Below are 18467 nucleotides of genomic sequence, written 5' to 3' on the forward strand. Positions count from 1 at the left end.
AAAACGGCCGGCCATTTAAAATGGTCAGCCGCTTTGTTCACATAGCAAAAAAACTTCCTATCGGTTTTGCGGGAAAAGACGTTGGGTCATTTCACCGAATTGTTCAAAAAACCCTTCGACCGGTTCGCCGTTTTGGACGTCCTGAGCATAATTGTTAGTCAGATTAACGAAATCCGGATTGGTGGAAACATATACATTCTCCACATTGTCATCAGCCTCTTTTACCACTTTAGAAACTTCTTCTTTGATTTTGTCGCTGACTTGATTGTCGTCATTGCCATTGTTTCCATTATTTCCGCTCGTGCCATTGTTGTTTCCATTATTTCCGTTGTTACCGAAATTGGCATTATTGCCATCGTCCCCATTATTGTTACCGCCGGTATCGTTATTATTGCCGCCGTTACCGTTGTTTCCTTTCGTTCCTTTGTTCAATTCGGCAGCCACATAAACATTGTTACCGGTAGTCAAAACATAGGCTCGGTCGATGTCATCTACTTGTTCGGCAATCCGGTCTCCCAGCTGCTCATCCACTTCATACTGATCGTTGTTTCCGTTTTGATTGCCTTGGTTATCTGCATTTTCTCCGTTATTTGCCATGTTCCGGTTGTCCATCCAGTCATCATCACCAGGTCTGTTGCCCTGGTTCGGATAATCTGTTGTGTTGTTGAATCGAGTCTGCTGAACCCCGTTATCATCGGTACCTTGACCTGTTTGGTTGCCATCATTGTTTTGGCAGCCCATTAACATTGCGGTACCTAATAAAGTGACACCTATTGCTTTCCACTTCATGGTGTGTTCCTCCTTCTATCAGGTTTAATGCTAGTATGGTTCAAGAATGGAGGTTTATGCGCTTCAACAAAACACCAATCGATGGTAAAAACATTCAACTTTCCCCTTTAATTTCCTGTCCTTTCGTAAACAATTTCCATCCTCTCCATAAACGCACGTAAATTGTTTTGAAAAACTGAGGCAAAACTAAAAGCAACCCTTCAGAAAGAGGGATGAAAATGGTGATACCTGACTATGATAAAGCATTGTATTATACACTTTGGGGACAATGGGATGACTTGCTTGTATTGATGGTGCGGACTCAAGATGATTTTTTAGCCAAAAAAATCGAAACGTTCCTCCACGCCTTTCATTACACACGAAGCGAACAAACCGTCATCGATTCCCATGAAAATCTGCTCCACTATATCGATCACGCCATGGCCCACACACCGGCAATAGAAGTTGAAATATAAAAACAGCGCCCTGACTAAGCAGGGCGCTGTTTCAAGTACGTGGATATTCTTGACAAAGTGGATGTACATACATCTCGTCGATGACCATGTGTTTAGGAGCTTCCGCCATGTATCGAACCGCCTCTGCTACTTCTTCCGCTTTCAGCCAATCCTTTTTACCGGCTGCATCTTTTTTGGTGTCGCTCAAATTGGTATCGACGAGCCCCGGATTTATGGTGCTGACCCTGATACCGTCTTGCTGCAATTCCTGAGCAACCGAACCAATAAATCCTTGGACGGCATACTTTGTTGCTGTATATAAGGAACCTTTATCTGCAAGTGAATAGCGGGCTACATCCGAGGAAATGGTGATGATTGTACCGGACTGCTGCCGCTTCATTATCGGAATTACTGCTTTTGTAAACAGGAAAACGCCCTGGACATTAACTTCGAACGTTTTTCTCCATTCTTCAACCGTTATATCCTCCACTTTTTTCGAGACTCCTACTCCAGCATTGTTTACAAGGATATCAACCGAGCCAAGCGACGTCCTGGTGGCTTGAACTACCTGGTCGACTTCTATCTCTTTGGTTACATCGGCACGAAAAGAAAAAATGTCCTGACAGCCCTCTTCCTCCAATTCCCGCTTGGTACGATGCACTTCGTCTGAACTTCCTGTAATAGCTAGCTTTGCTCCATTTTTGGCAAGCTCACGGGCAATCGCTTTGCCAATCCCGCGGGATGCTCCCGTTACAATTGCCACTTGTCCATTGAGCATGAATGATCATCCCTTCTTCTCATCGTTTTCTCCCGTATTTAATTTTTTGTAATTGATTTCGAACAAATCGCGTCTTCGATCGCGCAGCTGCCGTACCGTTCCCGATTTACGCTGTCTGCGCAAGATTTCCAAGTCCACGTCCCCAACTACGACTGTTTCGATATTAGGGTGGCATTCACCAATAATCCCGTCCCGGGCGAATTCAAAGTCTGATGGAGTGAAAATTCCTGATTGTGCATACTGAATGTCCATGTTTTCGACTTGTGTCAGGTTGCCGACTGTCCCGGCAATCACCGTATATACTTGATTTTCGACAGCACGGGCCTGCGCACAATATCTGACACGAAGGTAACCTTGCCGGTCATCGGTACAAAACGGAACGAAGATAATGTTTGCCCCCTGATCAACTGCATACCTTGTCAGTTCAGGGAATTGGATATCATAACAAACTTGAATGGCGATTTTGCCGCAGTCTGTGTCGAACACCTTGACGGCATCGCCTGGTTGTATTCCCCACCATTTCCTTTCATTAGGCGTTACATGAATTTTATATTGCTTTTCAATGGTACCATCCCTGCGGAAAAGGTAGGCGATGTTATAGATATGATCATCCTCTTCCACGAAATGAGAGCCTCCGACGATATTAATATTGTATTTCATCGCCAAGTAAGTAAATAACTCGATATAATCTTCTGTGTATTCGGTCAAGCGGCGTACCGCCTTTGATGGAACTTTTTCCTCGAGGAACGACATCAGCTGTGTCGTGAATATTTCAGGGAAGACAGCGAAGTCGGATCCAAAGTCGTAAGCCACGTCCACATAATACTCTGCTTGCCGGGCAAATTCTTCAAAGGATTCTATATTTTTCATCATGTACTGTATCACCGTGATCCGCACCGGATAGGCTGTCTTAAAATGCCGTTTTGATTTCGCACGGTAATCGATATTGTTCCATTCCATCAACGTCGCATATTTGGCTGACTGTACGTCGTCGGGCAGATAGCCTGGATTAATACGCATAATGGTAAACCCGTTCATGGTCTGGAAGGTCAAGACCGGATCATATATCTTTTTCTCGATCACTTCCTCGACATATTGTCTCGGTGTCAGCTTATCCTGGTATTTATGGTAATTCGGAATCCGACCGCCGATAATAATACTTTTTAAGTTTAGTTCTCTGGCCAGTTCCTTTCGTGCTTCATACAAGCGTTTGCCGATTTTCATCCCTTGGTACTCGGGGTCAACCATTACCTCGATGCCATATAGGTTGTATCCTTCTGGATCGTGATTGGTTATATAGCCTTCATCGGTAATGTCATCCCATGTATGCTTGTCATCATATTCATCGAAGTTGATAATCAAACTGGAACAGCTTCCGATGATGTCTCCATCCAATTCCACACAAAACTGGCCCTCTGGGAAATGTTCCAAGTGGCTTTGTAGATGCTCTGGTTTCCACGGATCCATATGCGGGAAACAGGATCTCTGCAGCTTTAGAATTTGCGGAATATCTTCTTCCTTTATGTTTCGTACGATTAACTTTTTCTCAAATTGCTTCAAGTCCAGTTTGGACATATAAATCGAACCCTTTCTATCTACGATGCATTTTTTACAATCGATTTCTATTGCTGATGCTTGTTGATTAATTGGTCAAGCAGCTGTTGAGATTTCACAGCATCCCAACCATCCACATCAGGGGTTTCATCATCTTTGACCGCTGAAATAAAATGGGAAACAGCTCCGGTAAACCCTTTAGTCGTTAGCAGTTCTTCCCAAGAAGGGGAAGAACTTTCTGTTAAACAGCCTTCTGCTTCCACCTGCAGTGTATTTAAATTATTTACCCGGATTATCGATTGTTCATTCACTATTTCCAGCTTTTCCAGATTTGTTCCGGCACGCCGATGCATCGCCGTAGTGAAGTGCTGCCCACTCGTTTGAAAAGAATGTTTGGCAAACAACATTTGCCCGGCTTCGTCCTCCCTTGTAAACAAATCTGTGACTTTTAACTCTTTTCTACCCGCCAACCAACGGATGGTATCGATTATATGCAAGTAATCGTCAAGCATCGTGAAAGCAAAAGAACCAGGTCCGATACTGTCCGTCCGGTGTTTTTCCATTTGTACCCAATCGAACTCCGCTGACAATTCTCTCGCTTTCCTATACAAGGGTGCAAATCGCCGGTTAAAACCGACCATTAGTTTTCTGCCAGTCTTTTCACTTAACTCTGCGAGATGAACTGCTTGCTCTAGGTTGGCCGCCAATGGTTTATCGACATATACGTCGTTTCCTTGGCCAAGCAAAAAGGAAACGACCTCAAAGTGTGTTTCTGTGGATGTATGTACAAATACAGCGTCGCTTTGGGAAGACAGTGATGCCAGACTGTTGAAGGTGTTTATCCGTAAATTCCTGCACAGCTTCTCGCGTTTCGTTTGATTTGGGGAATAGGCTCCCGCTAATTCCCAGTCCGTTTCCTTCATTAATATAGGTAAGTAGGCTTTTTGTGCAATATTCCCCAGCCCGACAATACCTATTCTCGGTTTCCTTGCCTCCATTTTGCAGCTCCCTCTTCACAATTTGTGTACCTTTATTGTACTGGATTAAGAGTAGATCACCAACTAAAAACCAAATGAGAACATAGCAAGAAGCCCCTCGAAATCGCTTCTCCTCGATCTGGCAAGAAGAACCTCCTTCTATTTAACCTTGCAAAAAAGCCCCTTTCCTACTGTAGGAAAAGAGCTTTCTCTAATCATGGTCCTGATTCTTTTTACCGCCACTACCGCGGCCATGAGGTCCATTATTGTTATCTTTCTTCTTTTGCTGGTGATTACGTTGTTTTTTTCTTTCTGCCTGGTTGCTCTTATTCTTGTTAGGATGGTCAGTTCGGCTTTGTTTTATGGACTGTTTATGCTTGCTTTTATGACCTGTATCCCGCTTTTTATGTTCTTTTCTTTCCTGTTTACTTGTTTTTTCTTTCGCCTTCTTTGCAGCATCGGGCTGGTCTGATTTCTTTTTATCTGCCCATTCTCTAGAATTTTCCTGTTTTTTTTCCTTTGTTTTCAATTCCGAGTTTTGGCGGTTCTCCAGTATGGCCTCTGTTTGATTGACAGAATTATCCGCCAAGTTATCAGATGTTTCAGTCTTACTTTCCTCTTGTTCTGTTACGGTATCAGTCGACTCCAGGTCACTTTCTTCATCGTGATCATCTTTATGATAATAAGATTGTATAAGTTCTTTCTCCTGATCATCGATTTGCAATGCATCCTTATCAGCTTCTACCTGTTTATCGACCTCTTCAGCGAACAATTCATTCATGGATTTACGCTCAGATCTTGCAGCCTCCCGTATTTTTTCGGGTACTTCAAATGTAGCAACACTAAGTTCCTCTTGTGGGTGCCGATTAAAATAATCATCCAATGTATCGGTAATATGTTTTTCTTTTTCCTGCCCATCTAAGTAACTGACTCCAATAATCACGACATTTTCTCCATCGATAAGCTGATCTTTCTTTCCCTGCTCAATCAGGAGGGAAGTCACTTCTTCTACCGTTCTGTTTTTCCAGGATGTACCTAACTCGACCAGTATTTGCTCTGCATCATCGTTCAACGGTCTGATGCTTTTCACCTTCATCGCTTCATCTACTTCCATTTCCACACTCGGATTGATATCAACATTGACATAAGCATATACTTTGCCACCGTTGTACCACGCGTAAAGCGGAAAAGTGATCAGCATAACCAGAACCGTCATGACAGCGATTTTCGTACGCTTTTTCACTGATTTCCCAGTTAACAAAAAGCGATGGAAACGACCGTTCTGAATCGGTTTATATTCCACCTCTGTACCGACCTCTGCGGAAGCAGCAGGTTCGGCTTTGTGGAATACACCATCCTTATCCATCACAATCATGTAATGGCGGTGCCGCTCCATGATGATTCCTCTTTTCACTAACCCAACCCCTTTAGATAATCTTTTAAATAAATATAATCCCCACTGAGAATAATAAAAATGGCCAGAATGAATTTTCTGTTTCTCTCTAATGTTTTTTTGCTGACATCCACATAGTTAACGAGATTTTTAATCGGAATTTTTCTCTTTTTAAGGACATAGCTTCTCAAAAATTCATTTTCATGAAGTACTCTGGCCACCCGAATGGCGGACTCTCGTGCATCACGATGCTTCGGTGAAATTACCGTAAGCTCCTCAAAGGACAATTTATATTCTTTGAGCTTATCTTGCAAATCTCTGATTTCTTCCCTCCGATACCAGCTGTCTACCTGATCCTGGTAAATTGCTTTGGCGGCAGTTACCTCAGATGGATTTTCCAGTTGGGCTTCCTCTAACGGCTCGTCAATGGATACTGCAGCAGTTTTGTTTTGTTCCTGCCTGATATAATCGATGACACGGCGCTTCACAACCAATCGGGCAAAAGACAAAAACGAACTGCCTTTATCTGCCGAATAAGAAAGCATTGCCTCGTTGAATGCCAACAACCCAACACTAAACTCATCATCTATTTGAGGATCTATATATCGTTTACATACATCAGAAACGCTTTTGGCGACAAAAGGTTGATACGCTTTTAGCAGCCTGTTTTGTACTTCCTCGTTTCCGGCCTGCACCATTTCTATTAAATCTTCTAGACGCTGCTTATCATCCATAGCAGAGCGATGAGTGATCAACCCTCATCACCTCCAGCCTTTAAAAATTTCGAATATCGCAGTTGTTTTCTGGGTGTTTTTTTTAATATGCTGTGTTGTATTGTTCGTTTATTTTTATTCTGCATGATAATCTCCATTATTCTTTAATATGACTAATGATACCGAAACAGAGTACAGGAAGCTATCACAAGAAGATTACATTTTGTTTAAAAAGTTGTCATCAAGTTACAAAATCCGTGGAGGAGATGGAGAGCATGCTGTAGTTAAAACGATTACTATTACAATCTTCAGTTCAAGATTCTATAGCTAAACAAAAAAATTCGCACCCCAAATCAAGATGATTGGGGGTGCGCTGCTAATTTCAATGTGATGTTTAATAGGTCCAGTAGGTTTTTTTACCATAGGCAGTGTGCAACTCTTGTTCAGTTTCTCTGGTTATTTGCTCTTTATCCGAAATACCCGGACCACTCTTCACCGTTTCCAGTTTGACATCAAGGTACAGGTTGTAGTCCACCCAGTCTATAGACTGGGTCCAGTCAGGAGAGAGCAATGAATATCTCCAAGCGAAGTCTTGGCCGTTTTTTACGACTAAATAACGCAGTTTCCAGTTTTTTTCATCCAATAATACATCATCAATTGTTCCGATTTTTCCATCCGAAGCATGAACAGTAAATTTATCCGTCAAGTCTTCTATTTCCCGTAAATTATGCGTCAATTCTTCTGCCAGAGTTTCTTCCCGGTTCTCTGGAAAATCCTCTGCCTGATCTGAATTGGTAACAGCTCCGACTACTGGTACATCCTGCCGGCCCCAAAGCAGTCCGCCGGTCCAGTATGGTGCCCAGCCATAATAGCGAGTAAGCGTCATTTCATATTCTCTGGACAACGGCGAGCCCTCATCAAGCGAAGGACTGTTCCTTACCGTTTCTTTATCACTGGACAGCTCGATTGCCTGGTTCTCGTCATCAATTGCCTGAAAAGACCTTGGAGACAAGAGTACTTTTTTGCCTGGCAGCCATTTTCTTGTATCCACTCCAAAATAACGGAGAACCCATTGCTTATCATCGAAGTACAATTCCTTTACTTTACCCAGTTCACCATCAGTTGCCTTTAATTGATAGTTGTACAATGAGGATGCATAGTATAGCATTGTCATTCCTCCTTTTTCATTCAAATACCCTTGTCGTACGTCCGCAAAACGCAGCAGACATGCTGGCGAAAAGGAGCAAACCGACTTAATAAGCTTGTATCGCCCACTTCACACATTCTATCCATCCTAAATTCTTGGTTACTACATGCTTCCTCCTCTGCAAAATTGGAAGCGAAAGGAAGCTCAGAAGTGAAAACAATTTATTCCCTGCTCCGTTACACAGTTTGAATTCAGAAAATGGGTGCAGTGCCACACAGAAAACCCGCAGGATAGCTCCTATCCTGCGGGTGGTTGTATTTATTGTTTTTCATAATAATATTCAATCGGAACGGCAAGCCCCACTTTTCCGTGTTCTTCATGATCAAGCGTGGCAAACACTACACCGATTACTTTTCCAGCTTCATTGATAACCGGACTTCCGCTATTGCCCCGATAAACAGGCGCTTTCAGCATCAGTACTCGCTCTTCCCAGTCCCGCAGCTGGGTATAACCAATAATTTCACCTTCATTGGCGATCCCCTGAAAACGCAACGGATTCCCTATAAAGTAAAAGTGTTCTTCTTCGGTAAAACGGCTGCTTTCAGCTAATTCCAAGTGTGGTAAACCTTCACCTTCTACCTGGAGTACAGCTAAATCGATGTCTGGATAAGAAGCAATTACTTCCGCTTTGAATAAACCATCATCAGGATAAGCAGCCAAAATCCGTCTCTCGTCTTCGATTACATGATGATTGGTCAAAATCTTTCCATCTGCTGTGATGGAAAAACCTGTGCCCCGACTATTCCCTGCTTCGATAACCACAACCGCGGGTTTATAGCTGCTTATTTCTTCATTCGCAGACAGCTTGGAAGAGGTAATCAAGAAGTTAATGGCAGGTATCGAGAACGTGTTTGGCAGCAAAGCGATGACATTGAACATCATTGCAGCGGCAATCAACCAAAACGGCCATTTCGGAAAAGGGCGTTTTGGTCTGTCACGTTCTTCCCGTTCTTTCTCACGAGATTTCCGTTTTTCTTCTTGGAGGATTTCCAACAGTTCTTCCTCCGGGATTTCTTCATATAAGTCTTTATCGATGATATCCTGCTTGCGGTCATCTGAATTCGCCATTTACACACCCCACGCTTTCGCGTCCTTCTTAAACGACCTGCTCCTTCAGCCTGCCCTGCTGCATCTGATACATTTGATAATAGAGGCCGGCCTGCTCCAGCAAACTTTGGTGATTGCCTTGTTCTTTGATTGTACCATGCTCCAGAACAAAGATGTTATCCGCCTGCTGAATTGTTGAGAGTCGATGGGCGATAATCAAGGTCGTACGTCCTTGTTTCAGGACATTCAATGCTTCTTGAATAACGTTTTCCGTTTCTGTATCGATATTGGCCGTAGCCTCATCAAGAATCAGAATGGAAGGATCGAATGCCAGGGCGCGTGCAAAGGAAATCAGCTGCCGTTCTCCCATCGAAAAGGTGCTTCCGCCTTCTTTAACGGGTTCCTCATACTTACCTGGCAGTCGTTCGATGAACCGGTCAGCACCAACTGCCTTTAATGCATCTATCGCCATTTCCCGGGAAATAGTTGGATCATTCATGGTCACATTCGACAAAATGGTGCCTGTGAAGAGAAACGGATCCTGCAATACGATTCCCATATGGCTTCTTACTTGTTGTCTCGACAAACCAACAATCTCCTTGCCATCAATCAAAATGTTTCCTTCCTGCGGATCATAAAACCGGAACAGCAAATTCATGATTGAACTTTTGCCGGACCCGGTATGTCCCACAAAGGCTGCCGTTTCTCCCGGCCGTATGTCCAAATCGATATTTTTCAAGACATATTCTTTCTCGTCATAAGCGAACCAGACTGACTGGAACTGGACATGTCCTTTATATTTTCCAATAGATGCAGTTTCGACTTTCTCTCCTTGCTGGTCCATCAATTCAAAAACCCTCGACGCTGCCACCCTCGCCTGCTCTAATAATGGCAGTTGATTGACGATGTCATTTACCGGATTAAAAAGCCGTGTTAAGTAATCGACAAACGCATACAAAACACCAGCTGTAATGATACTTTCAGGACCAATAGAGGAAGAGCCGAAATACCATATGAATGCAACGAACGCGAGGTTCCGCAACACATTGACCAGATTGTGCGACGTTAACGCACTAAGCTTAACAAGCTTACGCTGGTACACAAAGTGTCGTTCATTCATCTGTTCGAATTCATTGCTCACCTGTTCTTCTCTTTGAAATGCTTGGATAATGGGCATGCCATGAATCGATTCGTTGATATTTCCATTGATATCACTAACTGTCGATCGAACCACCTTGTTATATTTCGTTCCAAAATGCTTATACACTTTCATCCATAGATAAATGATCGGCAGCAGAATTAAACAAAGTGCGGCAAGACGAAGGTCGAGCAGGAATAATGCGATATATATGCCCGCCATGTAAATGATGCTTGTGACAAACACAGACAGCACCCGTTCATACAAATCCCTGATTGCTTCCGTATCATTGGTCACCCTGGCGACAATTTTTCCGGCTGGCTGATTGACATAGTACTGAATCGGTACCTCTTGGGTATGTTTGAAGATATCATTACGCATCTTTTCCACTACCCGGTTCGAAGCTTTTTGCAGCAAGTAGGTTTTACCAAATTGAAAGATTGCTGCAATTAACAACAACAGTACATACAAACTCAAAAGCCACACAATAGGCGACTGCTCAGGTTTGAAGAAGCTGTACAAATCTGTAACGCTCAGCTTTTGCACTTCCGCTTTCTCGGTCCCCTGTGGGGACACTACTGTGACAACACCATCCTTGACACTGCGCGTTCCTGTTTGGCTGACCTCTTTATCCGTGAGATAGTAAGACCTGCCCACCTGCATCAAACTAACTGTCCCCAAGGATGCTTCCCCTTGTTTCATGCGGTCTTCCCGCTTGTAGTAATCTCCGCCAAACGAAACTGTGTACTTATCATTCCGATCGTCCACTTGATGCCATGTTGTTTCAATCCCGGTTATATGGTCATCAATGACACGCTTGGCGATAAACGGACCTGCCAGTTCAAGCGATACCGCGACAACTAGACAAACAAGCCCTAGAATGATGGTTCTCTTGAATTTCATCGCGTATTGAAATAATTTCACTTCTGTCGATGTCTTCTTCATTAGGAGATCACCTCCTGTTCTTCAAGCTGCTGCAGTTCAAATTGTGCTGCATACCAGCCATTGATCTCCATTAATTGTTGGTGTGTTCCTTTTTCCACTACTTTTCCGCCATTGAGAACGATGACCAAATCAGCATGTTCCACTGCTGATAGTCGGTGGGCAGCGATGAAGGTCGTTTTATTTTTACGTTCTTTTTTTAAGTGGCCTATAATATTTGCCTCCGTTTTCCCGTCAACTGCCGACAAGGCGTCATCCAAAATAAGAATTTGTGGATCTTTGATGAAAGCCCTCGCTAAGGATACACGCTGTTTCTGTCCTCCTGATAACGTTACGCCACTCTCGCCCACCTTCGTATCGAGTCCTTTCGGAAGCGCCTGGATATCCTTCAGGAATTGGGCTGTTTCCATAACCCGGAATATTTCCTTGTCCGTCGCCTCTGGCTTTCCAAATTGAATGTTTTCCCGAATGGTTTTGGAAAACAGGATTTGTTCTTGAGGTACGTAGCCAATCCAGCTGCGGACATCCTCTAAGCTCAGTTGCTCGATCGGTATTCCAGAAATTCGCAAATCTCCACGCATACCAGGATATTCGCGCAGCAATTGCTTGAACAATGTCGTCTTGCCTGCCCCTGTTTTTCCGACAACCCCAATTGTCTGCCCTTTTTCCACCTTGAAATCAATTGCCACCAGACTGTCTTGTGCACTGTCCGGATAAGCGAAGCTTACTTTGTCAAAAACTATCGACTCAGGGGAAGGGGCGCTGGATGGTTGAAGCGGATCCCGTACGTCCGCCTGATAGCCAAGCGTTTCGTTGACACGGTCCAAAGAGGCGTTTCCCCGCTGCATGACATTGATTAATTCACCGACGGCAAACATTGGCCAAATCAGCATCCCTAAATAGACATTGAACGATACAAGCTCGCCGATGGTCAAAACATTTTGAAATACCAGCATGGCACCATATCCTAATCCAACTGTATAGGATAAACCAACGAGGATTTTCATGGTGGGTTCGAACAATGCATCTATTTTTGCTACTTCCAGATTCTTTTGGTACACATCGGACGTCATTATCTGAAATCGCTGCTCATCTTGTTCCTCTTGCACAAAAGCACGGATCACTCGAACGCCTCGAATGGATTCCAGTACTTCATTATTCATTTCACCAAAGGCATGCTGCGCCTTAGTAAAACGATCATGAATGACATTTCCGTATTTTTGCATGACGACTGCCATGATCGGCAGCGGCAAAAGCGCTGCAATGGTCAAATTCCAGCTAATGGTAAAACCCATAACCGCTATGATCATCAGCATGAATATACTTGAGTCGACCAGGGTAAGGATGCCAAAGCCAGTCGTCATTGATATTGCTTTTAAATCATTGGTGCTCCTAGCCATTAAATCACCTGTTCGGTACTTCCCGAAAAAGGTAGGTGTCATCCGCAGAAAATGGTGCATCAGACGCGAACGCATCAGTTTCTCCATTATGGCAGCACCGCCGAATAGGTTATAATCCCATAAGAAAGAAATGGTGTAACTTAAAATGATAATCAAACCATATAGCATCAATAGTTCGAGCATGCGATCCCAATTAAATGTTTGGAACTGCATCTCATCAATCGCCATTCCCACCAGCTTTGGCGGAACCAAGTCAATTAAACTTGCAGCAATCAAAGCGACAATTGCAAAACTATACCTTTTCCAATATTTTTTAAAAAACCAATCCAACTTCCAAAATACACTAAACATGTTTGTCACCTGCTTCTTTTCTTCGATAAATTTGCTAACCGCTTTCTTTCCAATCCTGTTTCACTTCCTGTTTACGCTGAATAACCCCCATCAACAACCCCTCCTTAACTTGATATGTATATGTTAGAAAAACTTAGCATATCGCCAAATTATGGCGAATGCTTTAGTTTTTCTTATACTTGGTTCCGCTAATTCTTTATCTGCCTTTGACAAGTGATAGAAAAACTTAGCATATCGCCAGATTATGGCGGATGCTTTAGTTTTTCTTATACTTTGTTCTTATCAGTTCCAGAATTTGGATAAAAAAAATAGACACACATCCGCAGACGTGTGTCTAACAAAAAAAGTCACGGAAATGGTTATTCGTGACCTCTTGAAATATGCTTATGTACATTAAATCCAGTACAGAATTACCTCTTGTAGTTAGGCAGCATAAGGCTTCCAGAAGGCCACAGGCGTATGAAGTTTATGGAAACGTGCAATCATTACTTTTTTCATGGTCTGTGACCTCCTTTCATCGTTTAATGCTCTCTTATTATATATTTGTGAACATTATGTGTCAACCTGTTATTATACTTTTCTGATAGTTCGACTTAGGTCTTTCACATTCCATTACGCAAAAAAAGCTTGCCATAGAATGGCAAGCCCTTACGATTACTATTTTGAATTCACACCTAATTTTACCATATTAGACACCTTGTCCAAAGGAACTTCCGTTTCTTCAGCAATTTTCTCAGGGGTCACATGCGGATGTTTCAGGATGTACGTTTTCACCTTCTCACTATCCGCCAAACAAGCGGGACACGTCATAAACGGTGATGGGGGCATCGGTTCTTGACATAACCGGCACCTTCTGGTCATCTCTTCCATCATCTCACCCTTTCATTAGGACCCTTATTTAATAAATACATTCGTTCCTTTTAGAATCTTCAGGGGGTGCTAAAATAAAAAAATGTAAAACGAGGTAAATACGAAGTTGTATAAATAACTTTTTGGAAAGTGCGTAGGTAATAGTTAAAGTTTCAACTAGTTAAATTAAATGTAACACATGTCTAAGTGCAAGGAAAGAAGATGAGGTTAAATTTTCTGAAAACAATACTTTTGTAGGAGTTTTTGATTGCTATCACACTCATCAACCGTTATTTTAGATGGATAGAAAGGATGACTTTTATGCTACTTGAAAACATGCTGGAATATAATCAGAAATTTGTAGAAGGTGACGAATCTATAGAGAAATCTTCCCTTTATCCTAAAAAGAATGCTGTTGTTTTGACTTGTATGGAACCGCAGTTGGATTCTCTTCTTCGAAATGCCCTCAACCTTCAAGATGGGGATGTCGAAGTGATCAAGAACGCCGGCGCTTTTGTTTCCGATCCTTATGACAGCGTGATGCGCAGCTTGCTTATTGCTGTGTACGAACGAAGGGCCGACGAAGTGTTTGTCATCGGCCATCATGATTGCTGGATGAAGGATTTTGATCCCAAGGCCACTATTGAGAGGATGGGCCTGCAGGGGGTGAGTGAGGAATCGATTGAAGATTTCAGTCACAACAAAGACCTTTCTAAATGGTTGCGTGGCTATCAAGAAATATCGGACATGGTGAAAACAAGCGTCAATACAATTGTAAATCATCCCCTTTTACCCGAAGATACACCAGTCCATGGATTAATAATTGATCCTGACTCTGGAAAGCTCGACGTCATTGTTTATGGTTTTTAATTTCCATACCATCTAAACTGTCGGTTACACCGGCAGTTTTCTTTCTTTGGTCCCTTGGTCTAGTACTCATTCATGACCCCTCTATTCAAAGTAACTCCCAAATCTTCGTCCAATCTGAACGCCACTATTGTTGATTTTCTATACTGCCTTACCTCGCTCCTTGACGTCCTATGCTTTTCTTTCATAATTTTAATATTTCTTCGCATACTAGGGATAATCGGTTTGGTGGAGGAATGGTGATGAAAAAGCGCGGGATGCGAAGGAGCAACTCGAAAGAGTTGCTACCTTCCTCTATTGAGAATTTAAAGACAAAATTACAGGAAGCGATGCACAACAACCCCGATTTTCAAATACGGGATTTTGAAATCGGCGGCCAGCGCGTGCTCGTTTTTTATATCAGCATCATTGTTAAAAAACAACAACTAAATGATAATATCTTAGCGCCACTGCTTAAAGGCGATAAGCAATGGACTACACAGAAGCTGATCAATGCTCTTCCTTTAGGAAATAACGTGGCACAAACAAAATTGAATGAAGTCGTCGATGCACTTGTCCAGGGATCCGTCGGGATTTATATTGAAAAGGAGTCAGAACTTATCACCTATCCTATCCCCGACCAAGAAAAACGATCAGTTGACAAATCAGACAAAGAATCTACTGTTCTTGGTCCTCAGGACGCCTTTACCGAATCCCTTACTACAAACCTCAACATGATTCGCTGGCGGATGAATACTGGAGATTTGGTAACAGAAAAATTGTTAATTGGCGAACGGGTTCCCACTGAAATTCGCCTCGTATATTTAAAAAATTTAGCGAATAAAGAAGATGTCCAAACAATGCGCCAACGGTTGCAGGACCTCGTTGTCGATAGAATCGAAGATGCGACTCCTCTCACCTATTATATCGAGGATTCATCCACCTCGATTTTCCCGCAGTTTTATCAAACAGAGCTGCCAAGCAGGTTCAGTTATTCACTGTCAATGGGCAGAGTAGGCGTACTAGTCGATAAAAGCCCAACCGGAATAATTGCTCCCACCTCTTTATTCAGCTTTTTTGAGTCTACAGAGGATGTATTTATGCGTTGGAATGTCGGTTCCTTTATCCGAATACTACGTTTTTTTGCCTTAATTATTTCAGCGATGTTAACTCCGGCATATGTTGCAGCGCTTACTTTTCATTATGAAGTTATACCGACTCCTCTTTTGACAACGCTTGGTGCCTCACGGGCAGCGGTGCCTTTTCCACCCGTCTTTGAAGCATTGCTATTGGAACTGCTAATTGAGCTACTGCGTGAAGCAGGAGCGCGACTACCGACAAAAGTAGGGCAAACCATCGGAATCGTTGGCGGTATTGTGATTGGCCAGGCCGCAGTAGCAGCAGGGCTGACCAGTAACATACTGATCATTGTAGTGGCAATCAGTGCACTCGCATCCTTTACCGCACCCAGCTACTTAATTGGCTCGACGATAAGAGTGATTCGTTTTCCTTTGATTATATTAAGCGGTTTTTTAGGGTTGATCGGAATTATGGCAAGTATTTGTTTTTTGATCATCCACTTGCTTAAAGTCACATCCTTGGGCAGGCCATATCTCCTTCCTATATATCCATTTGTCGGTAAAGACTTTAGCAAAACGTTTTACCGGCTGCCTTATTATTTTAACTTAAAGCGCAGCTTCTCTTATAAACCACAGGACATGATCCGCTATCCCAAGAAAAAGGCAAGGAAAATGAAGGACATTGATGATTAGGGGGATAAAAGGTGAACACGACAAATTTGACGATTAAACCGACAATGCGCATCCAGGCCTTTTATCTTTTTTTTATTATGAACAGCATTCAGACCGGTTCTGGTATCATGGGAGTGCCCCGCTACATTTTCATGGAGGCTAGACAGGATGCCTGGATTTCCGTACTGATTGCCGGATTGCTTGTCCATCTCGTAATGGCGGCGATGTTCGCTATTATGAATCATTATGAGAATACCGACGTCTTGGGCGTACAAACCGATTTGTTCGGAAAGTGGATTGCTAAGCTGCTCGGTACCATTTACATTATTTATTTCTTTTTTGTACTGTTAAGCGTGACAATGGACTATATTCAGGTAGTACAAACCTTTATTTTTCCCAGGATGAGCGCCTGGGTACTAAGTCTGGTATTGATATTGCTGATTGTATATGCCGTGATGAGCGGTCTTCGGGTTGCCGTAGGGATAACCTTTATTTTCTTCTTTCTGTCTTTATGGCTGCTCATCTTTTTATATAAATCCATTGCCTATATGGAAATCACCCATTTTCAACCGCTGCTGGAAGCATCCCCTTCAGAATTGCTGCGTGGTGCACGCCACACGTCTTATTCCTATCTTGGTATAGAAATTCTGTTTTTCATTTACCCGTTTATTTCCAATAAGGAAAAAGCCAAGCTTCCCGCCCATTTAGGACTGGCGCTTACTACTTTTTTTATTTTACTGGTGACCGTCATCAGCATAGGCTATTTCAGTCCTGGAGAGCTGCCGGAACAGGTATGGCCCGTACTCGTCTTGTTCAAAATCGTGGAATACTCGGTTATCGGCCGTTTCGATGTACTAGTCGTCACAGAATGGATGATGGTCATCCTACCGAATATGATTCTACTTACCTGGATAATAACTTATATAACCAAGCGGCTCTACCACGTTCAACAGCGCAAAGTACTGTATGTAGTTGCTGTACTGTTACTTATCGGTGCTGGCATCACCAAACATGAATATTTCATTCTGCAAATCATTGACACCGTGGCAGCAACCGGTTTCTGGGTTGCTTTCGTCTATCCATTAGTACTCCTGCCACTCGTTTGGATGAAAAGTAAATGGAAGAGACGCAAAAGGGGAGGTGCCAAAACGTGAAACGGTTAATCTTTGTTTGTTTTTGCCTGCTGCTGTCGGCTGGGTGTGCGCCTACTTACCCGATTGAACGGCTCGGAATCATCAACACAATCGGGATAGATTCCGATAGTCAGGACAGCCAGGCACTAAACGCCACTTATGTTTATTTTCAATTCGATCCCAATGCGAAAAATATTAATGAAATTGTATCCTCCAAAGCTAAAACCTTAAAGGGAACACGGGAGAAAGCCAATGTCAAATCTAATTTCCAACTCGTTCCAGGAAAGCTTCGCGTATTAATGATGGGTAGACCGCTGGCTGAGAAAGGAGTTGCCAGCATTCTCGATACACTCGTTCGCGATGCGAAAATAACCGATACGATGTATTTGGCAGTTGCTGACAGTGCAGCAGGAAATGTATTATCAGAAGTATTCCAGCGAAGTACAACCAACGTCGGAACCCATTTATACCAGTTGATCGATACGAATGTCGATCAGGAAATTTTGATTCGGACCACGTTAAGGGATTTCATGCATAAGTATTATGACATCGGGAACGATCCGGTTCTTCCGCTGATCAGCGTGGTTGAGCATATGCCGAGTATTGAACGGATGGCGCTGTTTCGCGATGAAACATATGCGGGAGATATATCCGTCGAAGAAGGATTTTTTATTAAACTGCTATCAGGACGTTACCAAGCCGGCCGCCTGGAACTTTCATTGCCCATTGATGAATTTGAAAATATACGACAAAAAGATACTGACCAACGGGAAGAAGACTCGTTGTTCCTTTCGCTGAGTGATCTGCGCAGCCATAACTCAATAAAATTGGTCTCAAAAAAGGAAGTGCGGTTCCAATCCGATATTAAGGTACAGGCAAGAATAATGGAAATCTCCGAACAGCTAGAACTAGATAAAGAAGAAGTCGTGAAAAAGTTGGAAAAAGTCATCCAAAAGGATATGGAACGGCAAATCAACCAGTTACTCGATAAATTTCGGGAACTGAAGGTTGATCCGATTGGTTTCGGCAGCATCTATAATGCAAAGCACCCGATCACCCAGGAAGAATGGCGCAAACTTTTGTCAGAAATGAAGTTGGACCTGAACCTCAACGTCAATATCATCCGTCAGGGAATCATCGATTAAAAAACAGCGGGTATCTCACC

15 protein-coding genes are annotated in these 18467 nt (G+C 42.9%); 5 read left to right on the forward strand and 10 right to left on the reverse strand.

The window, feature by feature from the left end; all coding sequences use genetic code 11:
- Positions 1-57: 57 nt before the first annotated feature.
- Positions 58-789 carry a YhcN/YlaJ family sporulation lipoprotein gene (locus BLR82_RS15640; protein ID WP_074600420.1) on the reverse strand — a complete coding sequence of 244 codons (732 nt, stop codon included), beginning with the start codon at positions 787-789 and terminating at the stop codon, positions 58-60.
- A 218-nt stretch (positions 790-1007) separates the two neighbouring features.
- On the opposite strand from BLR82_RS15640, the gene BLR82_RS15645 reads away from it, so the two are divergent.
- Positions 1008-1244, forward strand: coding sequence for a YhdB family protein (locus BLR82_RS15645; RefSeq protein ID WP_074600421.1), 237 nt, complete (start codon positions 1008-1010; stop codon positions 1242-1244).
- Between the two features lie 31 nt (positions 1245-1275).
- Here the strand turns inward: BLR82_RS15645 and BLR82_RS15650 are convergent, their stop codons facing one another.
- The 9 genes from BLR82_RS15650 to BLR82_RS15690 form a co-directional block, all read right to left on the reverse strand.
- Positions 1276-2001, reverse strand: a complete 726-nt coding sequence (locus tag BLR82_RS15650; RefSeq protein ID WP_074600422.1) for an SDR family oxidoreductase — start codon at positions 1999-2001, stop codon at positions 1276-1278.
- A 6-nt stretch (positions 2002-2007) separates the two neighbouring features.
- Entirely contained in the window at positions 2008-3576 is a 1569-nt protein-coding gene (locus tag BLR82_RS15655) for a bifunctional GNAT family N-acetyltransferase/carbon-nitrogen hydrolase family protein (protein ID WP_074600423.1), read from the reverse strand.
- A 47-nt stretch (positions 3577-3623) separates the two neighbouring features.
- Positions 3624-4553: a Gfo/Idh/MocA family protein gene (locus tag BLR82_RS15660; protein ID WP_074600424.1), complete on the reverse strand. Its 930-nt coding sequence runs from the start codon at positions 4551-4553 to the stop codon at positions 3624-3626.
- A gap of 190 nt (positions 4554-4743) precedes the next feature.
- Positions 4744-5946, reverse strand: coding sequence for an anti-sigma-I factor RsgI family protein (locus tag BLR82_RS15665; RefSeq protein WP_074600425.1), 1203 nt, complete (start codon positions 5944-5946; stop codon positions 4744-4746).
- Positions 5946-6680 carry an RNA polymerase sigma-I factor gene (sigI, locus tag BLR82_RS15670; protein ID WP_425440908.1) on the reverse strand — a complete coding sequence of 245 codons (735 nt, stop codon included), beginning with the start codon at positions 6678-6680 and terminating at the stop codon, positions 5946-5948. Before sigI ends, BLR82_RS15665 begins: the two co-directional genes overlap by 1 nt.
- A gap of 352 nt (positions 6681-7032) precedes the next feature.
- Positions 7033-7806, reverse strand: a complete 774-nt coding sequence (locus BLR82_RS15675) for a PRC-barrel domain-containing protein (RefSeq protein ID WP_074600426.1) — start codon at positions 7804-7806, stop codon at positions 7033-7035.
- Between the two features lie 297 nt (positions 7807-8103).
- A complete protein-coding gene (locus BLR82_RS15680; RefSeq protein ID WP_074600427.1) occupies positions 8104-8913 on the reverse strand; it encodes a S1C family serine protease in 810 nt (269 codons plus the stop codon).
- A 28-nt stretch (positions 8914-8941) separates the two neighbouring features.
- Entirely contained in the window at positions 8942-10975 is a 2034-nt protein-coding gene (locus tag BLR82_RS15685) for an ABC transporter ATP-binding protein (RefSeq protein WP_074600428.1), read from the reverse strand.
- Positions 10975-12723 (reverse strand): ABC transporter ATP-binding protein, encoded by a 1749-nt coding sequence (locus tag BLR82_RS15690; protein WP_074600429.1) that lies wholly within the window; start codon positions 12721-12723, stop codon positions 10975-10977. Before BLR82_RS15690 ends, BLR82_RS15685 begins: the two co-directional genes overlap by 1 nt.
- Positions 12724-13893: 1170 nt before the next feature.
- Between BLR82_RS15690 and BLR82_RS15700 the strand changes: the two genes are divergently transcribed.
- From BLR82_RS15700 to BLR82_RS15715, 4 genes are all read left to right on the forward strand, one after another.
- The gene (locus tag BLR82_RS15700; RefSeq protein WP_074600431.1) at positions 13894-14442 is read left to right on the forward strand and encodes a beta-class carbonic anhydrase; all 549 of its coding nucleotides are present in this window, start codon (positions 13894-13896) and stop codon (positions 14440-14442) included.
- Positions 14443-14681: 239 nt separating this feature from the next.
- Positions 14682-16190, forward strand: coding sequence for a spore germination protein (locus tag BLR82_RS15705; protein ID WP_083334897.1), 1509 nt, complete (start codon positions 14682-14684; stop codon positions 16188-16190).
- A gap of 11 nt (positions 16191-16201) precedes the next feature.
- Positions 16202-17323 (forward strand): GerAB/ArcD/ProY family transporter, encoded by a 1122-nt coding sequence (locus BLR82_RS15710; RefSeq protein WP_245693842.1) that lies wholly within the window; start codon positions 16202-16204, stop codon positions 17321-17323.
- Positions 17320-18447, forward strand: a complete 1128-nt coding sequence (locus BLR82_RS15715; RefSeq protein ID WP_074600433.1) for a Ger(x)C family spore germination protein — start codon at positions 17320-17322, stop codon at positions 18445-18447. Before BLR82_RS15710 ends, BLR82_RS15715 begins: the two co-directional genes overlap by 4 nt.
- Positions 18448-18467 lie beyond the last annotated feature (20 nt).

The sequence above is a fragment of the Sediminibacillus halophilus genome (assembly GCF_900103695.1).
Lineage (GTDB): Bacteria > Bacillota > Bacilli > Bacillales > Amphibacillaceae > Sediminibacillus > Sediminibacillus halophilus.

Bases quoted from the DNA above. Each gene is read 5' to 3' on its own strand.
- BLR82_RS15650 (WP_074600422.1), bottom strand. From the start codon at position 2,001: ATGCTCAATGGACAAGTGGCAATTGTAACGGGAGCATCCCGCGGGATT.
- BLR82_RS15685 (WP_074600428.1), bottom strand. From the start codon at position 10,975: ATGAAGAAGACATCGACAGAAGTGAAATTATTTCAATACGCGATGAAA.
- BLR82_RS15680 (WP_074600427.1), bottom strand. From the start codon at position 8,913: ATGGCGAATTCAGATGACCGCAAGCAGGATATCATCGATAAAGACTTA.
- BLR82_RS15690 (WP_074600429.1), bottom strand. From the start codon at position 12,723: ATGTTTAGTGTATTTTGGAAGTTGGATTGGTTTTTTAAAAAATATTGG.
- BLR82_RS15705 (WP_083334897.1), top strand. From the start codon at position 14,682: ATGAAAAAGCGCGGGATGCGAAGGAGCAACTCGAAAGAGTTGCTACCT.
- BLR82_RS15640 (WP_074600420.1), bottom strand. From the start codon at position 789: ATGAAGTGGAAAGCAATAGGTGTCACTTTATTAGGTACCGCAATGTTA.
- BLR82_RS15660 (WP_074600424.1), bottom strand. From the start codon at position 4,553: ATGGAGGCAAGGAAACCGAGAATAGGTATTGTCGGGCTGGGGAATATT.
- BLR82_RS15655 (WP_074600423.1), bottom strand. From the start codon at position 3,576: ATGTCCAAACTGGACTTGAAGCAATTTGAGAAAAAGTTAATCGTACGA.
- BLR82_RS15645 (WP_074600421.1), top strand. From the start codon at position 1,008: ATGGTGATACCTGACTATGATAAAGCATTGTATTATACACTTTGGGGA.
- BLR82_RS15700 (WP_074600431.1), top strand. From the start codon at position 13,894: ATGCTACTTGAAAACATGCTGGAATATAATCAGAAATTTGTAGAAGGT.
- BLR82_RS15675 (WP_074600426.1), bottom strand. From the start codon at position 7,806: ATGCTATACTATGCATCCTCATTGTACAACTATCAATTAAAGGCAACT.